The 26,255-nt window shown below is 41.5% G+C and carries 22 protein-coding genes; 1 reads left to right on the top strand and 21 read right to left on the bottom strand.

What is annotated here, in order from left to right; genetic code table 11:
• Positions 1-19 precede the first annotated feature (19 nt).
• From N8L90_RS07165 to pbp2b, 18 genes are all read right to left on the bottom strand, one after another.
• Positions 20-2,728, bottom strand: a complete 2,709-nt coding sequence (locus tag N8L90_RS07165) for an ABC transporter permease (protein WP_261024821.1) — start codon at positions 2,726-2,728, stop codon at positions 20-22.
• 1 nt (position 2,729) lies between these two features.
• Positions 2,730-3,431 carry an ABC transporter ATP-binding protein gene (locus tag N8L90_RS07160; protein ID WP_261017700.1) on the bottom strand — a complete coding sequence of 234 codons (702 nt, stop codon included), beginning with the start codon at positions 3,429-3,431 and terminating at the stop codon, positions 2,730-2,732.
• 130 nt (positions 3,432-3,561) lie between these two features.
• Positions 3,562-5,973 carry a glycoside hydrolase family 95 protein gene (locus N8L90_RS07155; RefSeq protein ID WP_261024820.1) on the bottom strand — a complete coding sequence of 804 codons (2,412 nt, stop codon included), beginning with the start codon at positions 5,971-5,973 and terminating at the stop codon, positions 3,562-3,564.
• 52 nt (positions 5,974-6,025) lie between these two features.
• Positions 6,026-6,718: a phosphoglycerate mutase gene (locus tag N8L90_RS07150; RefSeq protein WP_000240129.1), complete on the bottom strand. Its 693-nt coding sequence runs from the start codon at positions 6,716-6,718 to the stop codon at positions 6,026-6,028.
• 130 nt (positions 6,719-6,848) lie between these two features.
• On the bottom strand, positions 6,849-7,247 hold the full coding sequence (locus tag N8L90_RS07145; protein ID WP_000836729.1) for a hypothetical protein: 399 nt from the start codon (positions 7,245-7,247) through the stop codon (positions 6,849-6,851).
• Between the two features lie 89 nt (positions 7,248-7,336).
• On the bottom strand, positions 7,337-10,129 hold the full coding sequence (gene ileS, locus N8L90_RS07140) for an isoleucine--tRNA ligase (RefSeq protein WP_261024818.1): 2,793 nt from the start codon (positions 10,127-10,129) through the stop codon (positions 7,337-7,339).
• A 251-nt stretch (positions 10,130-10,380) separates the two neighbouring features.
• The gene (locus N8L90_RS07135; RefSeq protein ID WP_314725727.1) at positions 10,381-11,262 is read right to left on the bottom strand and encodes a DivIVA domain-containing protein; all 882 of its coding nucleotides are present in this window, start codon (positions 11,260-11,262) and stop codon (positions 10,381-10,383) included.
• A gap of 8 nt (positions 11,263-11,270) precedes the next feature.
• A complete protein-coding gene (locus N8L90_RS07130; RefSeq protein ID WP_261024817.1) occupies positions 11,271-12,056 on the bottom strand; it encodes a YlmH family RNA-binding protein in 786 nt (261 codons plus the stop codon).
• Positions 12,053-12,316 carry a YggT family protein gene (locus N8L90_RS07125; RefSeq protein ID WP_101776779.1) on the bottom strand — a complete coding sequence of 88 codons (264 nt, stop codon included), beginning with the start codon at positions 12,314-12,316 and terminating at the stop codon, positions 12,053-12,055. Before N8L90_RS07125 ends, N8L90_RS07130 begins: the two co-directional genes overlap by 4 nt.
• Positions 12,316-12,855 carry a cell division protein SepF gene (locus N8L90_RS07120; RefSeq protein WP_000053379.1) on the bottom strand — a complete coding sequence of 180 codons (540 nt, stop codon included), beginning with the start codon at positions 12,853-12,855 and terminating at the stop codon, positions 12,316-12,318. The genes N8L90_RS07125 and N8L90_RS07120 overlap by 1 nt, the downstream gene beginning before the upstream one ends.
• A gap of 9 nt (positions 12,856-12,864) precedes the next feature.
• Positions 12,865-13,536, bottom strand: coding sequence for a YggS family pyridoxal phosphate-dependent enzyme (locus tag N8L90_RS07115; RefSeq protein WP_261024815.1), 672 nt, complete (start codon positions 13,534-13,536; stop codon positions 12,865-12,867).
• Positions 13,537-13,540: 4 nt separating this feature from the next.
• Positions 13,541-14,800, bottom strand: coding sequence for a cell division protein FtsZ (gene ftsZ / locus N8L90_RS07110; RefSeq protein WP_000144273.1), 1,260 nt, complete (start codon positions 14,798-14,800; stop codon positions 13,541-13,543).
• Positions 14,801-14,816: 16 nt separating this feature from the next.
• On the bottom strand, positions 14,817-16,190 hold the full coding sequence (gene ftsA, locus N8L90_RS07105) for a cell division protein FtsA (protein WP_261024813.1): 1,374 nt from the start codon (positions 16,188-16,190) through the stop codon (positions 14,817-14,819).
• 219 nt (positions 16,191-16,409) lie between these two features.
• Positions 16,410-17,114: a YwaF family protein gene (locus N8L90_RS07100; RefSeq protein WP_261024812.1), complete on the bottom strand. Its 705-nt coding sequence runs from the start codon at positions 17,112-17,114 to the stop codon at positions 16,410-16,412.
• Positions 17,115-17,208: 94 nt separating this feature from the next.
• Positions 17,209-18,582, bottom strand: coding sequence for a UDP-N-acetylmuramoyl-tripeptide--D-alanyl-D-alanine ligase (locus N8L90_RS07095; protein ID WP_261024810.1), 1,374 nt, complete (start codon positions 18,580-18,582; stop codon positions 17,209-17,211).
• Between the two features lie 84 nt (positions 18,583-18,666).
• Positions 18,667-19,710 (bottom strand): D-alanine--D-alanine ligase, encoded by a 1,044-nt coding sequence (locus N8L90_RS07090; protein WP_261024809.1) that lies wholly within the window; start codon positions 19,708-19,710, stop codon positions 18,667-18,669.
• Between the two features lie 173 nt (positions 19,711-19,883).
• Positions 19,884-20,480 carry a recombination mediator RecR gene (gene recR, locus N8L90_RS07085; protein ID WP_000966754.1) on the bottom strand — a complete coding sequence of 199 codons (597 nt, stop codon included), beginning with the start codon at positions 20,478-20,480 and terminating at the stop codon, positions 19,884-19,886.
• Between the two features lie 10 nt (positions 20,481-20,490).
• The gene (gene pbp2b / locus N8L90_RS07080) at positions 20,491-22,548 is read right to left on the bottom strand and encodes a penicillin-binding protein 2B (RefSeq protein WP_261024808.1); all 2,058 of its coding nucleotides are present in this window, start codon (positions 22,546-22,548) and stop codon (positions 20,491-20,493) included.
• Positions 22,549-22,740: 192 nt separating this feature from the next.
• Here pbp2b and N8L90_RS07075 point away from each other — a divergent pair, with 192 nt between their 5' ends.
• Positions 22,741-23,592, top strand: a complete 852-nt coding sequence (locus N8L90_RS07075) for a MurR/RpiR family transcriptional regulator (protein ID WP_224218630.1) — start codon at positions 22,741-22,743, stop codon at positions 23,590-23,592.
• Positions 23,593-23,613: 21 nt separating this feature from the next.
• On the opposite strand, the gene N8L90_RS07070 is transcribed toward N8L90_RS07075, so the two are convergent.
• The 3 genes from N8L90_RS07070 to N8L90_RS07060 all read right to left on the bottom strand — a co-directional run bounded on the left by N8L90_RS07070 (position 23,614) and on the right by N8L90_RS07060 (position 26,245).
• Positions 23,614-24,492, bottom strand: coding sequence for an ROK family protein (locus N8L90_RS07070; protein ID WP_261024806.1), 879 nt, complete (start codon positions 24,490-24,492; stop codon positions 23,614-23,616).
• 17 nt (positions 24,493-24,509) lie between these two features.
• Positions 24,510-25,427 carry a dihydrodipicolinate synthase family protein gene (locus N8L90_RS07065; RefSeq protein WP_001281495.1) on the bottom strand — a complete coding sequence of 306 codons (918 nt, stop codon included), beginning with the start codon at positions 25,425-25,427 and terminating at the stop codon, positions 24,510-24,512.
• Positions 25,428-25,600: 173 nt separating this feature from the next.
• Positions 25,601-26,245, bottom strand: a complete 645-nt coding sequence (locus N8L90_RS07060) for a YesL family protein (RefSeq protein ID WP_261024804.1) — start codon at positions 26,243-26,245, stop codon at positions 25,601-25,603.
• Positions 26,246-26,255 lie beyond the last annotated feature (10 nt).

Raw genomic sequence — 26,255 nt, 5'->3', positions numbered from 1 at the left:
TCAGCTAAAAATAACTACCTTACTCTACAGATTTCAAGGCTTCAAGCATATCAACCTTTCTCAGATGATAATTGACAAAGAAACCAAGCAAGGTCAAAATGATGCTTACTGCTGCCACTGGGATTACGTAGATTTCCCAGCCTACCTGCGGATAAAAGAGAATAGTCGCAGGAGAAATCATTTGAATCAAAAATTGGTGTAAATAGAAACCAGATACCAAACCAAGTACGATTCCCACAAGAGACAGCAAAATCGTCTCACGGTAAATGTAGAAGGTGACTTCATTATTATGAAAGCCGAGAACCTTGATAGTGGAGAGTTCACGGATTCTCTCAGCCACGTTGATATTGGTCAAATTGTAGAGGATAACAATAGCCAATAGAACCGACACGATTACCAAGATGGTCATGGTCTGATTGAGTGAGCTTGCGACGGAGTCAAAGAGTCGAATAGCCGAAGCATTTTGGACAACGCTGGACACCGCAGCTTGATTCATAAGTAAGCCGGCCTGTCTTTCGATACTAGTAGCACTGGTATCCCTTAACGAGACCAAATAAGTGTTGGCTTGGGGTAGCTGTCCGTAAATTTGCTCATAGCTAGCTTGACTCATATAAATAAAGTGACCAACGTAGTTCTCAGCAATGGCAGCGACCTTTAGTTCCTTACCTTCAATTTCTAAAGTCTGCCCAACCTTGACACCTGCCAACTGGGCTAGTTTAGCTGTGATGACAACTCCATCTTTTAATGTCAGCTCCTGCTGATGATTTTGCAGATGGATAAAGGGTGTCAAATCCTCCTTCTCTGTCATCATAAGAGTTATGGTCTGAAGGCCAGCCTTGCCTTTGAAATCCTTGTCTAGCGTCTTAGAATAGATTTTCTGGTAGGCTTGAATATCCTGCCCTTTCAACACTTCTTCCAACTCTGCCTTGTCCTGATTGGTCGCACTAGGATTTTCAGAGACAATCATTTGATACTGTTGGATTTGTTGAAACTGTCTAGACGGAACTCCTGCTACAGAGGATTGGATTCCCAAGCCTGCAAAGAGCAGGGCTACAGAACCTGCCACACCAAAGATTGTCATCAACATCCGTTGCTTATAACGAAAAATATTGCGGGCTGTTACCTTATGGGTAAAACTGAGACGACGCCAGATAAAACCGATGCGCTCCAGTAAGATTTTAGCTCCTTTGACAGGAGGTTTAGGCAGTAAAAGCTGGGCTGCTTCATCGTGAAGTTCCCTCCGAGCCACCAGATAGGCCGGTAACACACTCGCTAACCAACTCAAGCCAAGAGCCAGTAAACTATAAGTCCAATAGAACTGAATCTGGGTTTCTCCCACTACCATGCCTTTTGTAATGACACTTGAAATCACACTGGCTAGCAAATAATGACCAAGTATGCTACCTAGAGCTGTTCCGACAGTCCCAGCTACTAGACCGTAGAGGAGAAATTTAGCGATAATATCCTTACTGCGATAGCCCAAAGCCTTAAAAATCCCTGCATGTGTTCGCTCTTCATCCACAAAGCGAGTCATGGTTGTAAAGGTCACCATGGCTGCAACGGCATAAAGAACTACAGGAAAGATATTGCCCACTGCCCGAATACTGGCTGAAGCATTGCTGTACATGAGATATCCCTGACCACCTGGTATGGTCTGACGATTATAGACCTGATACTTGGGCTCAGCTAAATCATCCAAGACTTGCTGATGTTTTTCTAATTTTTCCTTTTCTTGGGCTAAATTTTGTTCAGCCTGCTTTAGTTTATCCTCTTCCTTACTCAATTCCTGCTTGGCTTGGGTAAGTTGAACACTTGCCTGCTCTCTCTGAGCTTGAGGCAACAAGGCTAGTTGACTTTCCTGAGCCTGTAAACGAGCTTGAGCAGTTGCTAAACGACGCTTGCCTTCCTGCAAATTAGCCTGAGCCTTGTCAAGAGTCTCTTGCCCCTTATCGAGAGATTCTTGCCCTTCTTTTTTCAAGACTTGCAGACGTGCCTTGCCATTATCTGATAAAGCTTGTTCAAGCTCTTCCTGATGTTGCTTGGATTTTTCTTCATAAGCTACTGAAAAGGAATTTAAACCTGACAAATCTTGATATTTCAAACGAGCTATATTGTAGACTTTCTGATCAAACTGGCTAGGTAAAATCACCCCGTATGCTGTCAGAGTCCCGCTTCCGCTTCCTGCGTATCCCATATCTCGCTGAGAGAGGATTTCAGCTGAATCCACAAAACCAGTAATGGTAAAAGTATGGTCTTTTAAAGAGGAATGACCGCCTTCTTTTTCTTTAAAACTAATCTCCTGTCCCACGCTGTATTGCTCCTGCAGATGACTTTCCAAAGCGATTTCCTTGTCTGACTGCGGAAGTCGTCCCTCTCTTAGCTGAAAGGTTGAAATTCGCTCTGGTTTAGAATACAGCCGAATGGCATCCTGACCATTATCCATAGCCACATCTGTCAAGTAGCCAAACTCAACCTCTGCGCCCTCTATCTGTTCTAGTTCTTCTTGATCTGTTTGATCCAAACCATAATTAGACATAACTGCCAAATCCAAGGTTTGAGCAATTGTTAAATAAGCATTAGCTGTCGCCTCCATATTAGGGCTGGTTACTTTGAGACCTACTAGGGCTAGAGAGCCCAACATCATCAAGGTCAAGATGGATAAAAAACGCCCCTTGGAGCCGCTGAAGGACTGAATCAAGTCCTTCCAATAAGTTTTTCGTTTAATCATGCTAGTACTCCAAACTGTCAATATCCTGAGGATGCTGGTTAATCACCACATCCTTGACACTGGCATCATGCATATGAATCACTCGATCCGCAATAGGAGCTAGCGCGCTATTATGGGTCACGATAATCACCGTCGCTCCCTTTTGACGAGACATATCTTGGAGAATTTTCAAAACCTGCTTCCCCGTCTGATAATCCAAGGCTCCAGTTGGCTCATCACAAAGTAGAATTTTAGGATTTTTGGCTACCGCGCGTGCAATGGAGACTCGCTGTTGCTCTCCTCCAGAAAGCTGGGCTGGAAAATTATTGAGACGATGAGCCAGACCTACATCTGTCAAGACCTGCTCAGGATCCAAAGCATCTGTCACAATTTCTGAGGCCAGTTCTACGTTTTCCTTGGCTGTCAGATTGGAAACTAGATTATAAAACTGAAAAACAAAACCGACATCATTTCTACGGTAATTGGTTCTCTGGTGGGAACTATAGTCTGCAATATTGACACCATCAATCCATATTTCCCCCTCGTCATTGGTGTCCATTCCTCCGAGAAGATTAAGAACTGTTGACTTACCAGCACCTGATGCACCAAGGATAATCACCAACTCGCCTTTTTCAATCTCAAAATTCACATCACGATTGGCGACAATCTCCGTGTCCCCAACTTGATAACGCTTGTAACAGTGTTTCATCTCAATATAAGCCATCAGACCCACCCTCTCTTAAACAAATTACTTCCTACTACCATTATAACGCTTTTTCAACTAGTTGGAAACTGCTTACATTCTCAAATCCTTCAAAAAAGGCAGTCTCAAACCACTGCCTTCTATCCTCTTCTTAAAAATAGAATTGAACCATATCGCCTTCTGCAGTCTCCACTGAAATACAATCTTTCCCCATGCATTTCACTTCTGCTTTTTCTTGATTGACTTCAATCACACTTTTTTCAATACCTGGATAAGAAACTCGCAAATCTCCTCCACTTCTTGATAAAATGGTCATCTGTAAGAGTTTTTTATCCTCCCAGCGCATACTAACTTCAAAATGTCCACGTGCCATTAAGCCTGAAACGGAACCTGATGACCATGCATCAGGTAGGGCAGCTAGGGGCACCAGATAAGCTGTATGAGACTGAAGCAACATTTCTGCCATGCCACTAGTAGCACCAAAATTACCATCTATCTGAAAAGGAGGGTGGCTACACCAAAGATTGGGCAAGGTGGATGTCTTTAACTGCTCTGCTAATAATTTATGGGTTCGATTGCCATCTCCCAAACGCGCCCAGAGATTGATCTTATTAGCCTTGGACCAGCCTGTTCCCCCATCTCCACGATCATTGAGGCTAGCACGCGCCGCATCAAGATACTCTTGCCCCTTATGACTAAAGAGAGTTCCAGGATAAAGTCCCACCAGATGGGAAGCATGCCGATGTTGAGCTTCCACTTTCTCATTTTGAAAATACTGCTCTTCCTCCTCATACCACTCCCTGATTCGACCAGATTGAGTAATTTGAAGAGGATTTAATAAATCATACTTTTCTTTGACTTCCGTCAACAAGTCTTCATCCAGCCTCAATTTTTGAGCAGCCTGAATAAAATCATGGAATAATTGCCAAATCAGAGATTGGTCATAGGTATTGCCAATCGAAATCGGCCCATGTTCTGGCGAATAAGATGGAGAAGATACCCAACGCTGGGCCTCCTTATCCTCATGTAAAAAGGTATTCCAAAAACGAACCGTTTCCCTCAACATGGGATAAATTTTCTCCCTGAGATAGTCTTGGTCCCTATAAAATGTATAGGCTTCATAGACCGTTTGCATCATCCACGCATTGGCAGCTGGCGACCAGCCCCAATAGTAATCCCAACCAGGTGCCGTCCAGCCAAAAGGAGTCGCTTGAGTATGGACCAACCAACCATTCTCCTCCCCTTCCTGAGAGACGATTCCTGCATACCTTGCAGCTGCTAGGCGACCATAGACACGCAAATCATCTACATAGTTGATAACCGGAAAGGCCGTCTCTAGTAGATTGGTAACATAGACTGGCCAATAATTCATCTGCAAGTTGATATTCAGGTGATAGTCCGAATTCCAAGGAGGATTGTCGATCGCATTCCAGACCCCTTGTAGGTTAGCTGGTAGAGCATCTGGACAGTCTCTAGAAGAACTAATCAATAAATACCGTCCATACTGGAAGAACAGCTCCTCCAAAGCCTGTCCCTCTTGTGGCTTATAATTTTTTAGCAAATCATCTGTAGTGGATACGTCAACATCAGCTTCCAAATCCAATTGAACACGCTGGAATAATGCTTGGTAGTCCTCAATATGCCTTGATTTCAATTGGGTATAGCCCTTTTCTTTAGCTATATCCACTAAGTCCTTTACCTGTTGCTCTAAATCTATTTTCTTGCGATAATTACTAGCAGGATTTTGGGCAAAATCAGTCTTAGCAGCCAAGAAAAGATTGGCATAACTGGCTCCTGATATCTGAACCTTATCTGACCAAACTCTAATATCCCCATCTGTTTCCCAAGCTAGACAACTAGCAAATTGGAGGGCATTGTCCTTGACCCGCCCCTTCATCAAGATATGAGAAGCAGAGATATCCAGCTGGCATTTCTTATAATCAGACTTCTCCTGCTCATACTTTCCATCAGAAGCCAAATCACGACTCAGCGACAGTTCTATAGTAAAATCTAGAGTTTCCGCCCCTTCCATAGTAAAGCGCTGAACCAAGAGATTATCTGGAAAACTCGCAAAAGCTTCACGTTCAAATTTCGTTCCCTTATAGACATAAGAAGTCGTCGCAAGCGCCTTACTGATATTCAGCTGTCTCTGGTAATCCGTCACCTGAGACAAAGTCTTGCCTTGCTTGCTAAACTCAATATGAATATCCCCAAAAGACAGATAGGTCCCATATTGACTCGTTTTGGGCCCGACCAGGTGCTGTTCAGCCAGTTCCTTAGCAGTATTGTAGTCTCTCTTCTCCAAAGCCTGCCGAATCTTACCTAAAAAACCATACTGGTCCTGAAGATTTCCACCCTGATAATCGGAACTATCAGGAAGTGGACCACCAGACCAGAGACTTTTTTCATTGAATTGAATCCGTTCAGCCCCTATAAGACCAAATATTTTTGCCCCTAAAGAACCATTACCTATCGGTAAGGCCTCTTCTTCCCAACCCTTATATGTTGTTGACGCTGGTTGCTTGTAGGTCAGTACATAATCTTGTTTTTTATTACTTATCATACTACCATACTAACATAAAAAGCCTAGAAATCAATTCTAGACTTACAATTTTTTATTTTCCAAGGTAGTATTCAGAAACTACGTTCAATTTTTCGTCGAATTCGAATACCAATGGTGGGAAGTTAGGGATTTCCACGTCCATGATTTCGTCATCTGACAAACCTTTGATGTGTTTTACAAGGGCACGGATTGAGTTACCGTGAGCTCCTACGAATACGTTTTTACCATCTTTAAGAGCTGGAGCGATTTTATCTTCCCAGAAAGGAAGGGCACGTTCCAAAGTCACTTTCAAGTTTTCAGCATCTGGGATAACTGAGTCGTCAAGTGAAGCGTAACGACGGTCAGTGTGAGCTGAGTGCTCATCATCACGGTCCATGTTTGGAGGCAATACATCGTATGAACGACGCCAGATGTGAACTTGCTCATCACCAAATTGCTCAGCAGCTTCAGCTTTGTTTTTACCAGTCAAACCACCGTAGTGACGTTCGTTCAAGCGCCATGATTTTTCAACTGGAACCCACAATTGGTCAGAAGCTTCAAGAGCCAAGTTCGTTGTTTTGATAGCACGTTTCAATACTGAAGTGTAAGCTTGGTCAAATTCGATACCAGCTTCTTTGATCAATTTACCAGCGTCAATCGCTTGTTGTGTTCCCTTTTCAGACAAATCAACATCAGCCCAACCAGTGAAAAGGTTAGCTTTGTTCCATTCAGACTCACCGTGGCGAGCAAAAACCAATTTTACCATTAGATGGATTCTCCTTTAAATTTTCCGAGGTTTCCCCTCGTTTATCTATTCTATTTTACACAATTTTTCACAAAAAAGCTAGTCAAAACCAAAAAGGAAAGGACTGTTTGACAATCCTTTTCCTTATTTTTTATCCTTCAACTTTGAATTTTTTGAGACTTCCTAAAAATAGTGAACCACCGATAATTGCTAGGATTCCTCCTACCCAACCAAGGGCTGGAATCAAGCCAACTGCTCCACCTACGATTAATAGGACAGAAGGAGCCGAACCAACACGACTTTCTCCCTTATAGTATACAATCGCAACAATTCCTAAAACTAAAATAGCAATTTTTAAAACGGTTGGAAGTAAAACTCCTGCAACTCCTGCAACTGTTGTAGATGCAGTTAATTCAGGACTCTGTGTAGCTGTTGCTGTAGCAGCTGTACTCACAACTGCTGCTAGTAAAAGAAATGGGGCAATAAGCAAGTATATTCCACCTACTAAACCAACAATACCACTATAAAGTGCTAAAGCTTTTGACTTCATAATAAATCTCCTTTAATATTTTATACTAAATATTATACCATAACTAGTTAAAACACTCAATTCATGAATATTCTCCAGACTACTCGAAACTATTTCGCTTCAAATCCTTCTGCGACTGCGTCCGCGAAGTTTTCTTCTACGATGCTTGCACAGTGGTCACAGATGACTGCCTGGTAGCTGCGTTCTGCTGTTGTTGGGTCTATGCGACGGCAACGGTCACATACTTGGCCTGCAGCGCGTTCAACAGTGAAGGCGACATCTTCGAAGCTAACGGCAGCTTCTGGAGCTGGCCCTTCTGCGATGGTCAATTCAGACACGATTAAAAGTTGAGCTACATTGCTGTTTACTGCTTCGAGTAGAGTTTTCACAACTTCATTTGGATAAACTGTCAAGTGTGCTTCAAGTGATTTACCGATTACTTTTGCATTACGAGCTTCTTCCAATGCTTTTTGAGCTTGTCCACGGAAGTCCATAAAGGCTGCCCATGTATCCAAGATTTCTTCTTGATTAGCAAAAGTTTCCGCTTCTGGCAATTCTGACAATTGAACAAAATCTTCGGCTTCAAACTCAAGGTATGACCAGATTTCTTCCGCAGTGTGAGGAAGAATTGGTGTCAAGAGTTTGGTGATTTTGACAAGAATGTCATAGAAAACAGTCTGCATTTGACGGCGTTCCAATGATTTAGCACCTTCGATGTAAACAACGTCCTTAGCAAAATCAAGGTAAAAGGCTGACAAGTCAACGTTGATAAAGTTCACCAAGGCCTTGTAGATTGTCAAGAATTCAAAGTCCGCATAGGCATCACGAATGGTCTTGACAAGCTGGTTAAAGCGAATCGTCATGTACTTATCAACTGAACGAAGCTCATCGTAAGCGACTGTATCTTGAGCTGGGTTAAAGTCAGATGTGTTGGCAATCAAGAAACGAAGAGTATTACGAATCTTACGGTAAGTTTCAGAGACTTGGCTCAAGATATCCATAGAAATACGCACGTCATTACTTGAGTCAACACTTGTTACCCAAAGACGCAAGATTTCAGCACCAAATTGTTTTTCAACATCACTTGGAGCAATGGTATTTCCAAGAGATTTAGACATCTTCTCACCTTTACCGTCAAGGGCAAAACCTTGTGACAAGATTTGCTTGTAAGGTGCTACACCATGGTTGGCAACAGATGTGATGAGTGATGAGTTGAACCAACCACGGTATTGGTCTGAACCTTCTAGGTAAAGGTCTGCTGGGTAAGTCAATTCAGGACGGTTTACCACAACTCCATTCCATGATGAACCTGAGTCAAACCAAACGTCCATGATGTCTGTTTCTTTCTTGAATTCGCCATTTGGTGAACCTGGATGAGTAAATCCTTCTGGTAAGAGGTCTTTGGCATCACGTTCCCACCAAATGCTTGAACCATGTTCTTCAAAGAGTTGAGCCACATGTTCAATCGTTTCAGCAGTCATGATAGCTGTACCATCTTCAGCATAGAAGATAGGAAGTGGAACACCCCAAGCACGTTGACGAGAGATAACCCAGTCGCCACGGTCACGAATCATATTGTAAAGACGAACTTTACCCCATTCTGAGTGGAATTTCACTTTTTCAATTTCGTCCAAGATTTCTTGGCGGAATTTAGAAACTGAGGCAAACCATTGTGGAACTGCACGCCAGATGATTGGTTTCTTCGTACGCCAGTCAAATGGATATGAGTGAGAGATTTCTTCTTGGGCAAGAAGGAGGTTACCAAGTTTTTCAATAACAGTTGGAACTACCTTTTCATAGAATTGACCTTCAAACTCAGGACCAGCATTCTTCATCATGATACCACGTTCGTCAACAGTGACTGCGACTTCAAGATCATTAGCAATACCAACATTGTAGTCGTCCTCACCAAAACCAGGGGCTGTATGGACAATACCAGTACCAGAGTCAGTGGTAACATGGTCACCAAGGATAACCAACTCATCTACAGCTGTATCCCATGGGTGTTCTGTTACGATGTGGTTGAGTTCTTGACCACGGTAAGTTGCCAAAACTTGAACATCAGCCCAACCAAACTTCTCAGACAAGCTAGTCAATAATTCTGCAGCAACCACAAACTTACGAGCTTCACCAGCAGGTTGAACCAAGACGTAATCAATATCCGCACCAACAGTCAAACCACGAGAAGCAGTGATAGTAAATGGAGTCGTTGTCCAAACGACGATATAAGTATCTGTATCTAGAACACCTTTGCCATCTTTTACCTTGTTGGCATAGTAAAGGGAAGTTGAAACCAAATCATGGTATTCAATCTCCGCTTCAGCAAGGGCTGACTCGGATGACCAAGACCAATAAACTGGCTTGGCACCACGGTAGATATAACCTTTATTAGCCATCTCACCAAATACACGGATTTGGGCTGCTTCATAGTCAGGAGTCAAAGTCACATATGGATTTTCCCAGTCACCAGAAACCCCCAAACGTTTAAAGTCTTCACGTTGTTTATCTACTTGAGAAAGAGCGTATTCACGGCAAAGTTTCAAGTACTCAACCAAGTCCATTTCTTTACGTTTGACACCTTGTTTTGCCAAAACTTGCTCGATTGGCAGACCATGAGTGTCCCAACCCGGGATAAATGGTGCGTAAAAACCTGACATAGATTTTGAGCGAACAATGATATCTTTTGAAATCTTGTTCATAGCATGTCCAACGTGGATATTTCCGTTAGCGTATGGAGGGCCATCATGCAAGGTGAAATGAGGTTTTCCTTGGTTCAATTCTTGACGACGTTGATAAAGTTTTGCATCTTCCCATTCCTTTTGCCAAACTGGCTCTTTGGTCGGAAGGCCTGCACGCATTGGGAAAGCTGTTTTCCCAAGATTAAGGGTATCTTTGAGTTTCATGGTATCTCCTTTATAAATAATAACAAATTAAAAACCACGACTTCCAAAAAGGACGAAAATCGTGGTACCACCTTTATTCGAAAAAAGACTCAGCTTTTTTCCTCTTATCCCGTAACGTGGGGAACGTCAAATCTTACTCCATTCAGACTTGATTGTTTGAGAGGATAATCTTATCAATAGGGATTACAGGACTCACACCATCTCCTGCTCGCTGGAAATATAAGGATAAGATATTGTTCTCAGATTATTTCTTATAAAATTGTAACGGATTCTTGCGGTGCTTCAAATCCTGGTGCTGAATCAAACGTTTCTGTAGCTGGTGTTGGAGCCGAAGGATGTACTGGAGCTACTTCTGGTTCTTCATACATTGGACCAACTGGATGAGCTGTCTCTTCTTCAATTTGAGGACTCGATACAGGAGTTGGGTTTTCCACTTCCTGTTTAGCTTGAGCTTCAAATTCAGCCAATTCTTTATTGGCTGCCTCAATACGAGCCTGTAACTCTGTCATTTCTTCTTGAGAAAATTGACGTGTCATATCAATTGGTTCTTCCTCAATTGGAGCTGGAATCGGTTCTCCAAGTACTTCGCTAACAACTTCTTTAAAGGCTTCATCACTTGTCTGAAGATAAGTAGCTGTTGGACGAAGAATATCTTCCCAATCTGAAGATTCAACAATAGCCAACTGACTCTCAATTGTAGATTTGAGACGTTGGTGGAAGACACGACTCTTGTTCTTCAATTCTTCGGTTTCAACAGCAACTTTCTTAGCATTATCAGCAGCCTGACGAAGAATTTCATTTGCCTTGTATTTGGCTTCTTCCAATAATCGATGTGCATCCTGTTCAGCTTGATGAATAATATTATTTGAACGATCGTGTGCTGTTTGTTTCACTCTCTCAGCTGTATCTTGGGCAATCAATACAGACTGGCTCAACGAATCTTTCATCTCATCAAAGTAAGACAAACGCTCTTCCAAATTTTTAATATGTAAATCCTTATCATGATTAGAACGAACTAAATCTTCATAATCACGAACTACAATATCTAAAAATTCATCTACTTCTTCTGGATCAAAACCTCTAAAACGTGTGCTAAAGGTTTTATCTTTGATTTCTAACGATGTAATTGGCATATTTTTCCTCACTTACTTAATAATAACTGGACTGTTATTTTTTTCTTCTCTTTTTTAGTCTGTCCCTTATCTTGAAGCAACCTCAAACGCCCAAATTTTCTCACACTAATCAAGTCTCCAACTTGAACAGTATAATCTGATTTGTCTACCATATGATAATTTACTTGGACAAGTTTCTTATCAATCAACTGGTTTGCTTGATTTCTAGATAGTTTTAAAACATTTGATAAAAGAACATCTAATCTAAAACTAGACACGCATAAATCCAGCTCTCTATACTGTTCTAGCTTATCTATTTTCTCGGTGAAAGGACGTTCCTCCAGCGACACGGGTATACGGCCAATTTTCTTTAATCCATCTTGAAAGAGAAGAAGAAACTGCTGATTAATCATAATCTGCGCCCGTTCTTCATCTACTAGGATATCTCCAAAAAGTTTCCGTTCAATTCCCAATTGATTGATGACTGTCCCTAAAATCTTAGCATGCGTTAAGTGTTCAAATTTATTGGAATACACTATTTCCTGGAGAGATATTTCAAAATCTGAAAACTCTGGCTGAAAATAATCTGGATATAATAAAACTCGAACATACTCACTCGAGACGAATTCCCCACTACTGCTACAAGCAAGACCATAGGTTTTGGCCAAAATTTTTAATAGCTTCTCCTGATGAGGATTGATAAAAGGAGTTAAAAAAGGAGCATAGCTATCTTCTACCTTCTTTATCCATTCCATTCCCTTATCAAGAAAGGGACGATCTTCTATGGAGAAATGCTGGTAAATCCCTTTATTCATCCTATCATCGCCAGAAAACGGACTAGGTTTTCTCCTAAAAATCGAATCAAAACAATCGCAACCCAAACAGATAAATCAAGACCTGCTATCTGTAAAGGCAGGCGTTGCAAAGGAGCAAGCACTGGTTTTACCAATGCTACAATCCAACGACCCAAACTTGATTCATAGGCACCTGGAAACCAAGACATGACAGCAAAGGCTACCAAAATCAGGGAGTAAATATCCACTGCATTATAAATCAAACGAATTAAAAAAATCATCATCGTACTCTATTTCGTCTCATATCAAAATCAAACTCACCCTGTTGATCTTCATCTGGTAAACGAATATCTTCAACATTTACAATAACATTCACTGGTGTCAACAGGTACATGGTAGAAGCTACCTTTTTCAAATTTCCAGCTAGAACATGGCAAGCTCCATCCAGATAATCTAAACAACGACGAGCTTGCACTTCAGTCATATATTGAAAATCAATCAAAATACTTTCGTTTCCTGCTAATAAATCAACAATTTCTATCGCATCTTCATATTTTCTAGGATAACGAACATCAATTGTTACTTTTTCAGTAGAATGCTGATTTTGCTTTGCTAACTCTTGTTGACGTGCATGCAGTCTAGTAATATTATTTTCTTTTGTACTACTTGTGCTTGGTGTTTGATTCGTTGAGAGAGCCTTTTCCTGTGTAGAATTTACTGGAGTTAAAATAGGCTCATCTCGTTTTTCATTAGGGAGACTTAGGTCCTCATCCTCCGTAAAATAATCTATAAATCTATCGAATCTATCTTTTAAAGACATGGTTCTCTCCTACTTAAAAAATGCTGTACCTATACGAACAAAGGTGGAACCGAATTGAATCGCTTCTTTATAATCACGACTCATTCCCATACTTAACTCGGTCATAGGCATATTTGGAATTTGTTTTTCTTGGATTTCTTTTTGTAAATCTTGGGTCGCCTTGAAAATTTCTTTCAACTGCTCACTGCTAGCCTCAAAAGGTGCCATCGTCATTAAACCAACATATTCAATCTTATCTAGTTTGGCTAACTCTGGCAAGACTTCCAATAATTCTTCTCTCGAAAAGCCGTGTTTACTTTCTTCTTTAGAAATATTTACTTGAAGGAAACACTTGATGACTCGGTCACTTCTTTTTTGGATTTCCTCTGCTAGCTTTACTGAATCCAATGCATGGAAATAATCAACGTATTGAATGACATCTTTCACCTTACGTCTTTGCAAGGTACCAATCAAATGCCAAGTCACATCTCGATCTTTTAAAGCTTGATATTTCTCTAGAAACTTATCTACACGATTTTCACCGATATGATGAACCCCTAGCGGAAGCAATGCTTCCACTGTCGGTACATCTACATACTTGGTAACTGCAATGACAGAGACTGAGCCACTCTCGCGATGAGCACTCAGACTTGCTTCTGCGACTTCTCGAAAAACACGTTCTGTATTTTCTTTTACATTCATTTACTTAACGATTTTTGAAAAATGGAGGTGTATCCAACTCATCTTCATCTTGTGAATTTGGAATTTCAAAACGTTCTACCGGTGACACTACTGAATCAGTCGGACGAACAATTGTCTCGCGACGTAAATCCCAATCACCAAAAGCAGATCCTTGAGCTTGTTCCGAGCGACGTTGATTTTGTTTTGGCAATTCAGCTGTTTCTGCCATATCAAAATGACGATCAAAGCCATGTGAATGAGCTGGTTTTACTGTCTCACGGTAGTTGGTAGTAGGTCTAGCTTGTGGAGCTACTACCTTTTCTACGCGGTCTTGACGAACACCCGTTGCGACAACTGTTACACGAATTTCATCACGCATACTTTCATCAATTGAAGTACCGAGCCAGATGTTTACTCCTTGACCTGCTGCCTGGTTCACAATTTGTGAAGCCTCTTCTGCCTCAATCAAGGTTAAGTCAAGACCACCAGTTACGTTGACAATCACATCTTCTGCTCCATCAATTGTTGTTTCAAGAAGTGGAGAGTAAATTGCCTTACGTGCTGCTTCAACCACACGTTCTTCTCCACTACCGATACCAATACCCATAAGAGCATTCCCTTTATTTGCCATAACTGTTTTCACATCGGCAAAGTCAAGGTTAATCAATCCTGGATTGGTAATCAAATCGGTAATTCCTTGAACACCTTGACGAAGAACGTTATCTGCCTCGCTAAGAGCTTCAAGAAGTGGAGTTTTCTTATCAACAATTTCAAGCAAGTTGTTGTTTGAAATAATCAATAGAGTATCTACATGCTCACGAAGTTGATTGATTCCTTCTACAGCAAATTGTCCACGTTTGCTTCCTTCAAAACCAAACGGACGTGTTACAACACCAACTGTAAGAGCACCTAAATCTTTGGCGATACGAGCAATAACAGGAGCAGCTCCAGTTCCAGAGCCTCCTCCCATACCAGCAGTGATGAAGACCATATCTGCGCCACTGATAGCTTCCGTCAATGTTTCTTCGCTTTCTTCAGCAGCTTTACGACCAACCTCAGGTTGACCTCCTGCACCCAAACCACGAGTCAATTTAGGTCCCAACTGAATAACAGTCTCAGCTTTTGTACTACTCAATGCTTGTACATCTGTGTTTGCTGCGATAAATTCTACGCCTGTAACACCTTCGTCGACCATACGGTTGATGGCATTGCCACCACCTCCACCGACACCAATTACTTTAATCACTGCACCTTGAGCAGCAGCTGTATCAAATGAAAATGTCATAATTTATTTTTCCTCTTTATTCGTCAAACATGCTTCCGATCAAGCCACGGAAACGATCTGCTAATTTCGGTTTATTTTGTGAAGATTGTTGGAAATCCGCCATTGGTTCTGTAGGCGCCACCGGCTCTACTTCTGGAGCAGGGGCTGGTTGAACAGGCGTTGATTGTACAAACTGAGCTGTTTTCTGAATCATTCCCCCAAAACTAAGCGGTTGTTGGAATAATCCTTCATCACCCTTGACTGCTCGTTGAGCCAAGAGATGTACTTCTGTCAATTGTCCCGCGAATTCTGATAGACTAATCACATGCGCAAAGGCTGGATTGCGAATACCAACTTGGTTTGGAACATAAAGCTTGACACGAACACCAAAAACTTCTTGAGCAAGTTCCACAATACCCGGTAAAATAGCGGTTCCACCAATCAAAACAATGCCACCAGGAAGATCCAATAAATGTCTTCTGTCTAAGTCTTGTTTGATTTGTTCAAAAATATGCTTAATTCGTGCAGAAATAATCTCTGACAAGTAATTTTCTGTTACTTCAACAGGTTCTACTTCCCCGATCACTTCGACTTGGAATGTTTCTTTACTTGCGAGAGGAGGATAAGCCTCTCCATAGTTTAATTTCAAACCTTCGGCTAGTTTCTGTGATGTCTTCAAGACTTTAGAGATATCCTTAGTTACATAATCTCCGCCTTCTTGGAGAATATTGGTAAACTGAAGTTCTTGGTTACGGATTGTAGCGACAGTCGTTTGACCTGCACCCATATCAATCACTGTAGCACCAAATTCACGTTCACCTTCATTCAAAATAGATTGAACCATTGCTAGTGGTGAAATAATAATATTTTCAACCTGAACACCTGCACGTTCAACTGTCTTACGTAGGTTATGTAAAATAGTGCGAGGGCCTGTATAAAGTAAACCACGCATTTCAAGGCGAACCCCCATCATACCACGTGGGTCACGAATCCCTTGAAAACCATCCACAATAAATTCCTCAGGAATGAATGTGATAACTTCACGATCAGGTGTCATACTCTTTGTCAAAGCTGATTTGACAACATTTTCGACATCTTGATCCATAATTTCCTTGGTATCAGATGTTACTGGAATCATTCCTTGAGTTGGTTCTACCTGTAAGAGATTAGCTGGTAAACCAACATTCACTGATTTAATTGAGATGCCTGCTTTTTCTTCTGCTTGGGAAATTGCTGATTTGATAGCAGTTGCTGCTGCATCAATATCAACAATAATTCCATCCTTTACACCTTTACTTTTGGCATTACTCACGCCAATTACATTTAATTCACCATTTCTCTGCTCGGCTACAAGCACCTTGACAGAGCTTGTTCCAATATCTAGACCTGTAAAAAAGCCTTCTCTAGCCATTACATCGCATCCTCTCTATCTTCCAAGTTTCTAACTTCGTAATATTCAATAGCTAAACGTAGGCATAGCTATTCACAGAATATTATAACACAAAAAATCTCATCGTGCTCAGTTTTTCCCTAAATTTACCAGCCAATTTTTTAGTTTTTCTGTTCAGAAATTCATTCACTGTAAACTTTGTCAACAATCTGTCTATTCTACAAAAAAGAAAGCTCATTTCTAAGCTTTCTTTGCAATCATTTTTTCTGCTTCTTGTTCTAAAAATAGTTCCAAGATTTTTTTTGTCAAAGTAATGGCTGCTGACAAGGCCAGAGAAACAATCAAATAATTAGCTACTAAGCCGTGATCTCCAACCAATGGCGGTTTTGTCAAGAATCCGTAATCACCACCTGTTACTAAATTGACCACAAAAATCAAGGCATTTAGGGCAAAGGTCATAAGAAAAATTCTTTTCACATCTAACATTCTCGCATCGTACTGTCTCAAGAGATAAACCAGTGAGTTCCCCAAGAGAGCTAAGTGCCCAAAGATAAAGGACAAAATGGCAATATGTGGAAAAGGATAGGGATCTGGCACTGGATAAACAAAGGCAGCTAATGTCCCAAATGTTCCTAGTAATGCAAAATACTGCCTATATTTAGACTGACCAGGAAGCACGAGCACCACAAACATAGCCATACGGCAATGGTAAAAGGGTAAACTTTCTGACAGTGGCATATGATTGACCCCATACCAACCATAAAGAAGGATTAACTGAACGGCCTGCAATATTTGGAAAAATCGTTGGTAAACCTTCTTTTCACGATAACGATAGGCTGTATAAAAGGTCAAGGCCAAGAGTGTAAATATACTGACATACCAATAAAGATCAAACTTGGGTGGCTCTGTTGCTTGGGTCGTAAAGAAAATATCCCATAAATTCATCTAGTATTCCTCATGATTCAAAATTTTCCTGCATTTTATTATACCATGCAATGTAAGAAAAATGGATTTAGAAATACGTAAATGTTTAACAAAATCACTTGCATTCATTTTCTAAACTTTCTACCAGCTTAGCTAAATTCATGGAGTTAGAGCCCTTGAGTAAGATTTGATCATTAGCTCCTAGACTTTCCTTGACCTGCTTAACTAGGTCTTCAAATTGGTCTTGGTTTTCTGTTTTCTTGAAGTAGTAAACGTGGCCGATTGGGAACATTTGACTAGCCAATTGGGCCAATTCTGCAATGTCGTCTCCATAGAAAATCACGGTATCCAGCACATCTGGCGAGAGGCTCAAAATCAGCTGGTTATGGAGCTGAACTGACTGGTCACCAAGTTCCTTCATGTCCGCCAAGACAGCGATTTTTTTGCCACCTTCATTGGCTGGAATGGCAGAGAAAGTCTCTAAAATCAGCTTCATAGCAGTTGGATTGGCATTGTAAACATCTGATAAGATATCTGCTCCATTGGCTGCTTTCTTCCATTCGGTACGGTTACGCGTCAATTCAAGGTTTTGGAAAGCCTTATGAATTTGCTCCTCTGAAACCCCTTCTTGTAGGGCAACATAAGACGCAATCATGGCATTAGTGGCATTGTACTTACCAGTCACTGGCAAATCTAGGGCTTGTTCCAAGAAATTAGCCTTAAAGGTCAGACTGTCCTTGCGCTCAATCAAGTCTGTGATTTCCAGCTCTGCTCCTTGCCCAAAACGAACCACCTTTTTATCAGCTGGCAAGTAGTCCTCTACAATAGAGTCAGCCGGTGCCAAAAGCAAAGAACCCGATGCCATACCATCTGCAATTTGCATTTTTCCTTTAGCAATTTCAGAACGATCTTTGAAAAAGGCCAAATGAGCCTCTCCAACCAAGGTCACGATGGCTGTTTTTGGGTGAGCCAATTCAGACAAGAGATGAATATCTCCCAAGTGATCCTGTCCCATCTCCAAAACCAACTTTTCTGTCCCTTCAGGCATATGGAGAACTGTGTAGGGAAGGCCAATCTCGTTATTGTAGTTGCCTTGAGTTTTGTAGGTTTTGTAGGTTGTTGATAGCAAGTGTGCCAACATATCCTTGGTCGTTGTCTTACCATTTGAACCTGTAACTGCAAAGACATCAACAGCTGTTTTTTCAAGATAGTAGGCTGCTAGTTGCTGAAAGGCAGTCAGAACATCATCTACTAGAATGTAAGGATGATTTGCGACCTCTTTCTCAGACAAGGTTACAGCAGCGCCATTTTCAAAAGCTGTTTCGATAAAGTCGTGACCGTCACGCGCACCCTTGAGGGGCACAAATAAATCTCCAGTCCCAATCAATCGACTGTCAAACTCAGCCTTTTCTAACTGGGCGTCCGCAAAAAGACTAACATCATTTTTAGCTCCAACAGCTTGGGCAACTTCATGGATTGTTAATTTCATTTCTACTCCTTTAAAAAGGGTTGAAGTCCGAGAACTCTAGTCACCTTGCAGTGATGGTTCTGGCTCCTACCCTCTCTTTCATTTTTATAGCAAATGCGCTTCGCGCTTGTCAAAACTTTCCTTGGCAAGGTCAACCAAACGCTCGATTAGTTCTGGGTAGCTGATTCCCATATTATCCCAAAGTAGTGGGTACATAGACCACTGGGTGAAACCTGGCATGGTATTGAGTTCATTTAGGAAGATTTCTCCCTTATCTGTATAGAAGAAATCACAACGAGATAGACCTAAACCACCAATGGCACGGAAGGCCGTTTCTGCATTTTGACGCATGACAGCTATCACATCATCACTAATCTTGGCTGGGATGTCCATAGTAATCTTGTTGTCAATATACTTGGCATCGTAGTCATAAAAGGCTACATCCTTGACCACTTCTCCTGGCAGCGTGCTTTTGACATCGTAGTTGCCCAAGAGACCAACCTCGATTTCACGGGCATTGACCCCTTGCTCTACCAAGACACGACTGTCATATCGGAAGGCAAGTTTCAAGGCTTGACGGAGTTCTTCTTGATTTTCAGATTTTGAAATACCGACACTTGAACCCATGTTTGATGGTTTTGTGAAAACTGGATAAGTCAATTTTTCTTCCACTTCGGCAATTTTAGCAGTCATATCATCCCCTTCAACGATAGCCACATAAGGAACTTGTGCAATACCAGCAGATTCCAGAACACGCTTGGTCGTGATTTTATCCATGGCAAGGCTAGATGACAAGATGTTACAACCGACGTAAGGCATTTTCAAAACTTCCAAGAATCCTTGAACAGAGCCATCCTCTCCCATCGGACCATGAAGGACTGGAAAGACCACTGCTCCCTCTTCGTATATAGCACTTGGTGCAACTTTCTTATCCCAATCAATGGTTTCATTGGTCATAAGACGATCCTCTTGACCTGGAGTCTGGCTAAATTCTTGCGTTTTAATAAAATCACCCGACTGGCTGATGAAGAAAGTCTTGACTGTGAAACGGTCGTAGTTGACCGCACGCATCACACTCTCAGCTGAAAGAACAGAGACTTCACGCTCTGCACTACGTCCACCGTATAAAAGAATAATCGTTTGTTTCATATTATTTGTTCCAATTCTAATAGAATACTCGTTCTTTAGTATATCATATTTGCTTCTTTTTTGAAACTTGAACCTGATACTGGTCTTCAATAAATCTAAAAAGAGAACGATAAAAAATATCGGTCTCCTTGATTTTTTATATAAATGAATTGAGTTTGTTAATTTGTCCAGACTTACAGCTCTGTTCGATTTTCAATGGCTCGTAAGAGTGTCACTTCGTCCGCATACTCGATATCTGCCCCCACAGCAAGACCTCGTGCCAGGCGCGTAACCTTGATCCCAGCTGGTTTGAGCAAACGTGAAAGATACATGGAAGTTGCTTCGCCATCTGCTGTGGCATTGGTTGCTACGATTACTTCTGAAACTTCACTATCCATCAGACGAGTCATGAGACTCTTGAGATTGATATCATCTGGACTGATGCCATTCATGGGAGAAATAAGACCATGTAAGACATGATAGAGTCCATGGTATTCTTGGATGTTCTCCATGGCTGCCACATCGCGACTATCTTCGAGAACTAAAATCGTTGTCTGGTCACGAGTCGGATCGGTACAGATAGAGCAAGGATCGTCATCAGTCAGGCGACCGCAGATGGAACAGTAGGTCAATTCTCTCTTAGCAGAAAGGAGATTTTTTGCAAATTCATTGACATCGTCATCAGACATCCCAATCGTATAAAAGGCCAGACGCGTAGCCGTCTTAATCCCGATACCTGGTAACTTGGAATAACTGTCAATCAGCTTGGCAATGGGTGTTGGATAAAGCATAATTTCCTTTCTAGTTCATCGGATGGTATTTTTGATACAGATTGATAATATCACGCGCAATGGAAGGTCCTACACCATTTGTTAGATTGGTATTATGAGGAAAGACCACTGCAACAGCGATTTGGGGATTATCAGATGGAGCATAGGCCACCGCATTGGTATTGGTTGCTTGCTGACCATCTGCCACATAGCTTTCGGCTGTACCCGTTTTTCCGCTAATGGATACCAAGGCACCATTTGAAAAGGCACGTCCAGTTGTCAATCCACTAGTCCCATGAGCAACCTGATAAAAACCTTGATGCAAGACACTCATATCGGAGTCGGATATATTGACCTTATTCATCTCTGTCGGTTGCAGTTGCTGAATCAAGTCGCCTAGGCCTCCCTTATCATTATTACCATAAATGCCTTCAACAATACGAGGAGCCACACGAACACCATCATTTGCAATAGTTGCTACATACTGAGCCAACTGCATCGGCGTATAGTTATCAAACTGCCCAAAGGCATTGGTAATGAAATTGGCAAAGTTATACTCTTTGGGAATAAATCCAGTAGATTCATCTGGTAGGTCAATCCCGGTCGCAGACCCCAAGCCATATTCGCCAAAGGTTGAACGCAATTTACCCATAGCAGACTCTAGATTGCTGGTGACGACAAACATATTTGGTTGATAGGTTTGCCCCATAAGACCTAAGGCTGTTTGGACCATATAAGTATTGGATGAATACTCCAGAGCTTGAACCGCTGTAATCGGCATTGGCCCAGAAAAGGCAGTATACCAAGAATTAATTGGAGCTGAACCTTGAAAGACAATAGACTGGTCTGTCAAGGTCTGATTTCCTGACAAGACTCCATTTTCCCAACCTGAGCTGATGGTCGCCGCCTTGACAACCGAACCTGGAACAAAGACATTGGTTACCGTTCCCAAGGAATCCGGCGTCAACTCTCCCGTTTTCAAGTCATGTTTAATCCCTGACATAGACAAAACAGCACCTGTTTTTGGGTTAAGGGCGACTGCATAGACACCTTCAGAATACTTGGCTCCACCATTCCCCAACTCTGAATTGAAATAACTTTTCAGCAAATCATCCACGCTATCTTGGAAGGCCAAATCAATAGTCAGTTTAATATTATTCCCTTTGGTACCAGCTTCGATATTTTCGACACTTTCCATGTTTCCGTACTTGTCTAGATGAATTTCCTTCACTGAGCGTTTACCTTGCAAGGTTTCCTCGTATTGCTTTTCTAGGTAAGAGGTCCCAACACGGTCATTTAGAGAGTAACCTTTTTTAAGATAAGCATCTGCTTCTTCCGCTGGGAGACCAGCTTTTTCACTTGATACACTACCTACTATAGAAGAAAGGGAAGTCTCTAAAACTTTTCGATCCCAAGAAGTTGAGATACTGATGCCGGGTAATTGTTTCGAAGCAGAGGCAATCAGAGCAATCTGGGTGTCTGTCAAGGCATCTGTCACAATGGTTCCTGTCGCAAAGTTTCCAACGGCATTTAACTGACTAAAAAGATAGATTTCTTTCTTTTTATCCTCTGTATAGTTTAGTTGACTCGCTTGGACACTATCGACCGCATTGTTATACAGTTCTGATTCGGATAGACGATTGCCATCTGAATTCAAGCGTTTCTCACTTGGGAGAGCCTCCACTGTTTTTTTATAGATTTCAGGATCAGCCAAATAGTAATCAGCTAACTGGCGTTCTGTCAAATTGGGCGAACTGATACTCACATATCCAAGCAACTGACTAGCGATTTCTTTCAGATCTTTAGCCGTCATTTTATTACTACGCGTAAAGGAAACAACCTGCTTTAACGTATTTTCTACCAAAGGTTTTCCACTAGCATCATAGATTTCCCCACGGGCAGAACTGGTTGTGACCTTGGTCTGACTAGCTGAGGCTAGCTTTTTTTCGTAAAAATCCTTGTTCAAAACCTGCATATACAACAAACGACCAATAATGGTCATAAAGAGTAAAATGACGATTGAAAACAATAAATTAAGCCGAATCGGAATCGAATGGCTGTTAAATTTTCTCATACAAATCAGTCTCATTTCTAACTTAAAGTCTTACTCTTAATTGTACCACAATTTGAGCAGAAAATTATGGAAAAGAAAGAAGCTTTTTTCGTTTTTACAGTAAGATACGTTTTTATTTATTCATCCCTATATTATATGTTATAATGAATGTAAAAGTTCAATAATCTAGCCTTTTTCCAATACGACTCATTTAAAGGAGCCTTCCCTATGGACAAACCAGATATCGCAACTGTCATTGATTCACATTTTGAAGAAATGACAGACCTAGAGCAAGAAATCGCTCGCTATTTTTTGCAAGCTGAAACGATTACAGATGATTTATCTTCTCAACAAGTCACCCAAAAATTACATATTTCTCAAGCTGCTTTGACCCGCTTTGCTAAAAAGTGTGGCTTTACTGGCTACCGAGAATTCATTTTCCAATACCAACATCAGGCAGAAAATCAAGCCAACCAAGTCTCCAAGCACAGTCCACTGACCAAACGAGTCCTCAGAAGCTATAGCAATATGAGGGAACAAACACAAGACTTGATTGACGAAATCCAACTAGAACGAATTGCCCAGCTAATCGAAGATGCTGAGCGTGTCTACTTCTTCGGAACAGGGAGTTCTGGCCTCGTAGCTCGTGAAATGAAATTGCGCTTCATGCGTCTGGGTGTAGTCTGCGAGGCTTTGACCGATCAAGACGGCTTTGCTTGGACAACCAGCATTATGGACGAAAATTGTCTCGTACTTGGTTTCTCACTTTCTGGTACAACTCCCTCTATTTTAGACAGTTTATTAGACGCTAAGGAGATGGGGGCAAAGACTGTACTCTTTTCAAGTGTTCCCAATAAAGATAGTCAGACCTACACAGAGACTGTTCTTGTAGCCACCCACAGCCAACCTTCCTACATCCAACGAATATCCGCTCAACTTCCTATGCTCTTCTTTATCGATTTGATTTATGCCTACTTTTTGGAAATCAATCGTGAAAGCAAGGAAAAAATCTTTAATAGCTACTGGGAAAATAAAAAACTCAACGGCTATCGTAGACAAAAACGCGTCAGAAAATCCTAGTTTGGCTGAGCCAAACTAGGATTATTTTGTTTTAAAATGATAATAAGCTCCCAACATGCCTGCGGTATTTTGGTGCTTGGCGAATTCTAATCTTGTTTTTTCAGCCAGACTTGGTACCAAGGCATCTTTTAAGGCTGTGCGGATCTTGGGTTTGAGGATAGCCTCTTGCCCCATGATACCACCCCCGAGAATGACTACCTCTGGATTGGCAACATAGCAAATATTTGCCAGACCTTTTCCTAGATAGTCTACCATACGGTCAATACCAGCCATACAAATCTTGTTGCCTTCAGTGGCTTCCTTGAAAATGCGTCGGCCGTTCCACTGGTCAACTGGATCTCCATGAGCTACTGCCACATACTCCACTAAAGCTGTGGTAGAAGCGAGATCCTGAAAAGCCCCATCCTGCATATGCATATAACCAACTTCACAGGCTGAATTACTAAATCCATGGAAAACCTTCCCATCCATAATCAAGCAACCACCGATACCGGTTCCAATGGTCAAGCAAAGTGTCACACTCGCTCCCTTACCTGAACCAGATACTGCCTCAGCCAGACCTGCACAGTTGACATCATTTTCAATCTCACAAGGAATATTAAAGCTAGTCTCGATTTCCTTCTTGAACTGAGTTCCTGCATAGTTGGGAATCTGAGGTCCAGCATAGAAAATCTCACCCTTATCTGGATCCACCATTCCTGCAGAAGAAATAGCAACACCTGCTACTGGGCCTTGTTCTAAATAGCTGGATACGATATCTTTGGTCTTTTGTAAGATATGAGGTCCACCTTTATGCGCCTCTGTTGGCATTTCATGCGATTCAACAAGTTGGCCTTCTTGGTCAATCAAACCATATTTGATGTTGGTTCCACCGATATCAATTGCAACGTAGTGTGTCATAAATACCTCCTTATGGATTAGAGGAAGCGCTCCTTGGTTTCACGAATCAAGGCTGCAGCTGCTTCTACAACTGGACGATCTTCTTCGGTCACTGGTGTCAGTGGAGAACGGACTGATCCAATGTTAAGTCCTTCATTGATTTTCAAGACTTCCTTGATTACACCATACATATTTCCATGTGCAGCAGTCAATTTGCCAATGATTGCATTGATAGCGTATTGCAATTCACGCGCTGTTTCCAAATCTTTGTCAGCAATCAACTGATTGAGTTTCAAGAAGAGTTCTGGCATAGCGCCATAAGTACCACCAATACCAGCTTTAGCACCCATGAGACGGCCACCTAAGAACTGCTCATCTGGACCATTAAAGACGATATGGTCTTCTCCACCAAGGCTCACAAAGGTTTGGATATCTTGAACTGGCATAGAAGAGTTCTTAACACCGATAACACGAGGATTTTTCAACATTTCTGTGTAAAGGCTTGGAGTCAAAGCAACCCCTGCCAATTGAGGAATGTTATAAATCACGTAGTCTGTATTTGGAGCTGCAGAACTAATATCGTTCCAGTATTTAGCAACTGAGTACTCTGGCAAGCGGAAGTAAATCGGTGGAATTGTTGCAATGGCATCTACACCCAAGCTTTCTGCGTGGCGAGCAAGTTCCATACTATCTTTGGTATTGTTGCAAGCAACGTGGGCAATAATAGTCAACTTACCTTTGGCAACTGCCATGACTTCTTCCAAAATCAACTTACGGTCTTCAACGCTTTGGTAGATACATTCACCAGAAGAACCATTGACATAAAGACCTTGAACACCTTTATCAATGAAATATTGAACCAAAGCACGCGTACGCTCTGGACTTACTTCTCCTTGATCATCATAACATGCGTAGAAGGCTGGAATGACACCTTCGTATTTTTTTAAATCTGACATAGATTTTCTCCTAAGATTTCTTTTTTTTTTGCTAAAAGCAGGATTTATTCTTTACGTGTTTAGTATACACCTTGTGAAAAACGCTTTCAATATCTTGTGTACACTTAGATTTTAGTTTCGATATGATTTTTGAAATGTTTATGGCTTGAAAGTAGTTTCAGAAACAAGCCATCCTATTGGTATTTTGCGAAAATTTTCTCCATCAATCCAGTCTGGATAAAGACCAAGAGTCCAAATCCAAAAAGTAGGAAAGCTGAACCACCTAAAAGTAAACTGAAGGCGGACAGATAAAGAACCATCACAATGAGAAAGAGAATAGCTAGCATGAGGAAGAACCAAGGAAAGTTAAAACTTGCCAAGATAAGGCCTTTTTGTAGCACTTCTTTCCAAGTCAAATCATAGCGCGCAGCGATGGGATAGCTAGCCAACATCACGATAGTGAGGAAGATAAGAACGCCTAGACAGATAGCTTTCACCATTTGGAAAGGCATAGCTGTCTGCCCCCAAAAGAGATAGAGGTCTAGAAGGCTTAATGAGACGATACCCAACTCAAGCAGACCTAACTGAAGACCTAGCTTCAGATTTTGCTTGAAAGCTCTTAGATAGATTTTAAAGACAGGCACACGTCTACTCTTCTTAATCTCAAACATAGTCTCGTAGAGACTAATTTTAGCCACTCCAATCGTCACGATGGGCAAACAAGAGACAACAAAAAGAAGATTGGCTGTCACGATATCCAAGACCTTCTCACTAAAACGCATGAGAAAGTTATCTGTATCAAATGCTGCCTTGATAAGGCTTACTCCTTTTTGTGCCATGTTTGCTCCT

This window comes from Streptococcus mitis, from assembly GCF_946190115.1.
GTDB classification, from domain to species: Bacteria; Bacillota; Bacilli; order Lactobacillales; family Streptococcaceae; genus Streptococcus; species Streptococcus mitis_CO.
The sequence above is the reverse complement of the archived record's forward strand: the minus strand, read 5'-3'. Positions and strand labels throughout refer to the sequence as shown.

Bases quoted from the DNA above. Each gene is read 5' to 3' on its own strand.
- N8L90_RS07060 (WP_261024804.1), bottom strand. From the start codon at position 26,245: ATGGCACAAAAAGGAGTAAGCCTTATCAAGGCAGCATTTGATACAGAT.
- N8L90_RS07125 (WP_101776779.1), bottom strand. From the start codon at position 12,316: ATGATTTTTTTAATTCGTTTGATTTATAATGCAGTGGATATTTACTCC.
- ftsZ (WP_000144273.1), bottom strand. From the start codon at position 14,800: ATGACATTTTCATTTGATACAGCTGCTGCTCAAGGTGCAGTGATTAAA.
- N8L90_RS07120 (WP_000053379.1), bottom strand. From the start codon at position 12,855: ATGTCTTTAAAAGATAGATTCGATAGATTTATAGATTATTTTACGGAG.
- N8L90_RS07135 (WP_314725727.1), bottom strand. From the start codon at position 11,262: ATGCCAATTACATCGTTAGAAATCAAAGATAAAACCTTTAGCACACGT.
- ileS (WP_261024818.1), bottom strand. From the start codon at position 10,129: ATGAAACTCAAAGATACCCTTAATCTTGGGAAAACAGCTTTCCCAATG.
- N8L90_RS07065 (WP_001281495.1), bottom strand. From the start codon at position 25,427: ATGTCAGATTTAAAAAAATACGAAGGTGTCATTCCAGCCTTCTACGCA.
- N8L90_RS07165 (WP_261024821.1), bottom strand. From the start codon at position 2,728: ATGATTAAACGAAAAACTTATTGGAAGGACTTGATTCAGTCCTTCAGC.
- N8L90_RS07130 (WP_261024817.1), bottom strand. From the start codon at position 12,056: ATGAATAAAGGGATTTACCAGCATTTCTCCATAGAAGATCGTCCCTTT.
- recR (WP_000966754.1), bottom strand. From the start codon at position 20,480: ATGCTTTATCCAACACCCATTGCCAAGCTGATTGACAGTTATTCCAAG.
- N8L90_RS07100 (WP_261024812.1), bottom strand. From the start codon at position 17,114: ATGAATTTATGGGATATTTTCTTTACGACCCAAGCAACAGAGCCACCC.
- N8L90_RS07070 (WP_261024806.1), bottom strand. From the start codon at position 24,492: ATGACACACTACGTTGCAATTGATATCGGTGGAACCAACATCAAATAT.
- N8L90_RS07090 (WP_261024809.1), bottom strand. From the start codon at position 19,710: ATGAAACAAACGATTATTCTTTTATACGGTGGACGTAGTGCAGAGCGT.
- pbp2b (WP_261024808.1), bottom strand. From the start codon at position 22,548: ATGAGACTGATTTGTATGAGAAAATTTAACAGCCATTCGATTCCGATT.
- N8L90_RS07075 (WP_224218630.1), top strand. From the start codon at position 22,741: ATGGACAAACCAGATATCGCAACTGTCATTGATTCACATTTTGAAGAA.
- N8L90_RS07160 (WP_261017700.1), bottom strand. From the start codon at position 3,431: ATGGCTTATATTGAGATGAAACACTGTTACAAGCGTTATCAAGTTGGG.
- ftsA (WP_261024813.1), bottom strand. From the start codon at position 16,190: ATGGCTAGAGAAGGCTTTTTTACAGGTCTAGATATTGGAACAAGCTCT.
- N8L90_RS07095 (WP_261024810.1), bottom strand. From the start codon at position 18,582: ATGAAATTAACAATCCATGAAGTTGCCCAAGCTGTTGGAGCTAAAAAT.
- N8L90_RS07155 (WP_261024820.1), bottom strand. From the start codon at position 5,973: ATGATAAGTAATAAAAAACAAGATTATGTACTGACCTACAAGCAACCA.
- N8L90_RS07145 (WP_000836729.1), bottom strand. From the start codon at position 7,247: ATGAAGTCAAAAGCTTTAGCACTTTATAGTGGTATTGTTGGTTTAGTA.
- N8L90_RS07150 (WP_000240129.1), bottom strand. From the start codon at position 6,718: ATGGTAAAATTGGTTTTTGCTCGCCACGGTGAGTCTGAATGGAACAAA.
- N8L90_RS07115 (WP_261024815.1), bottom strand. From the start codon at position 13,536: ATGAATGTAAAAGAAAATACAGAACGTGTTTTTCGAGAAGTCGCAGAA.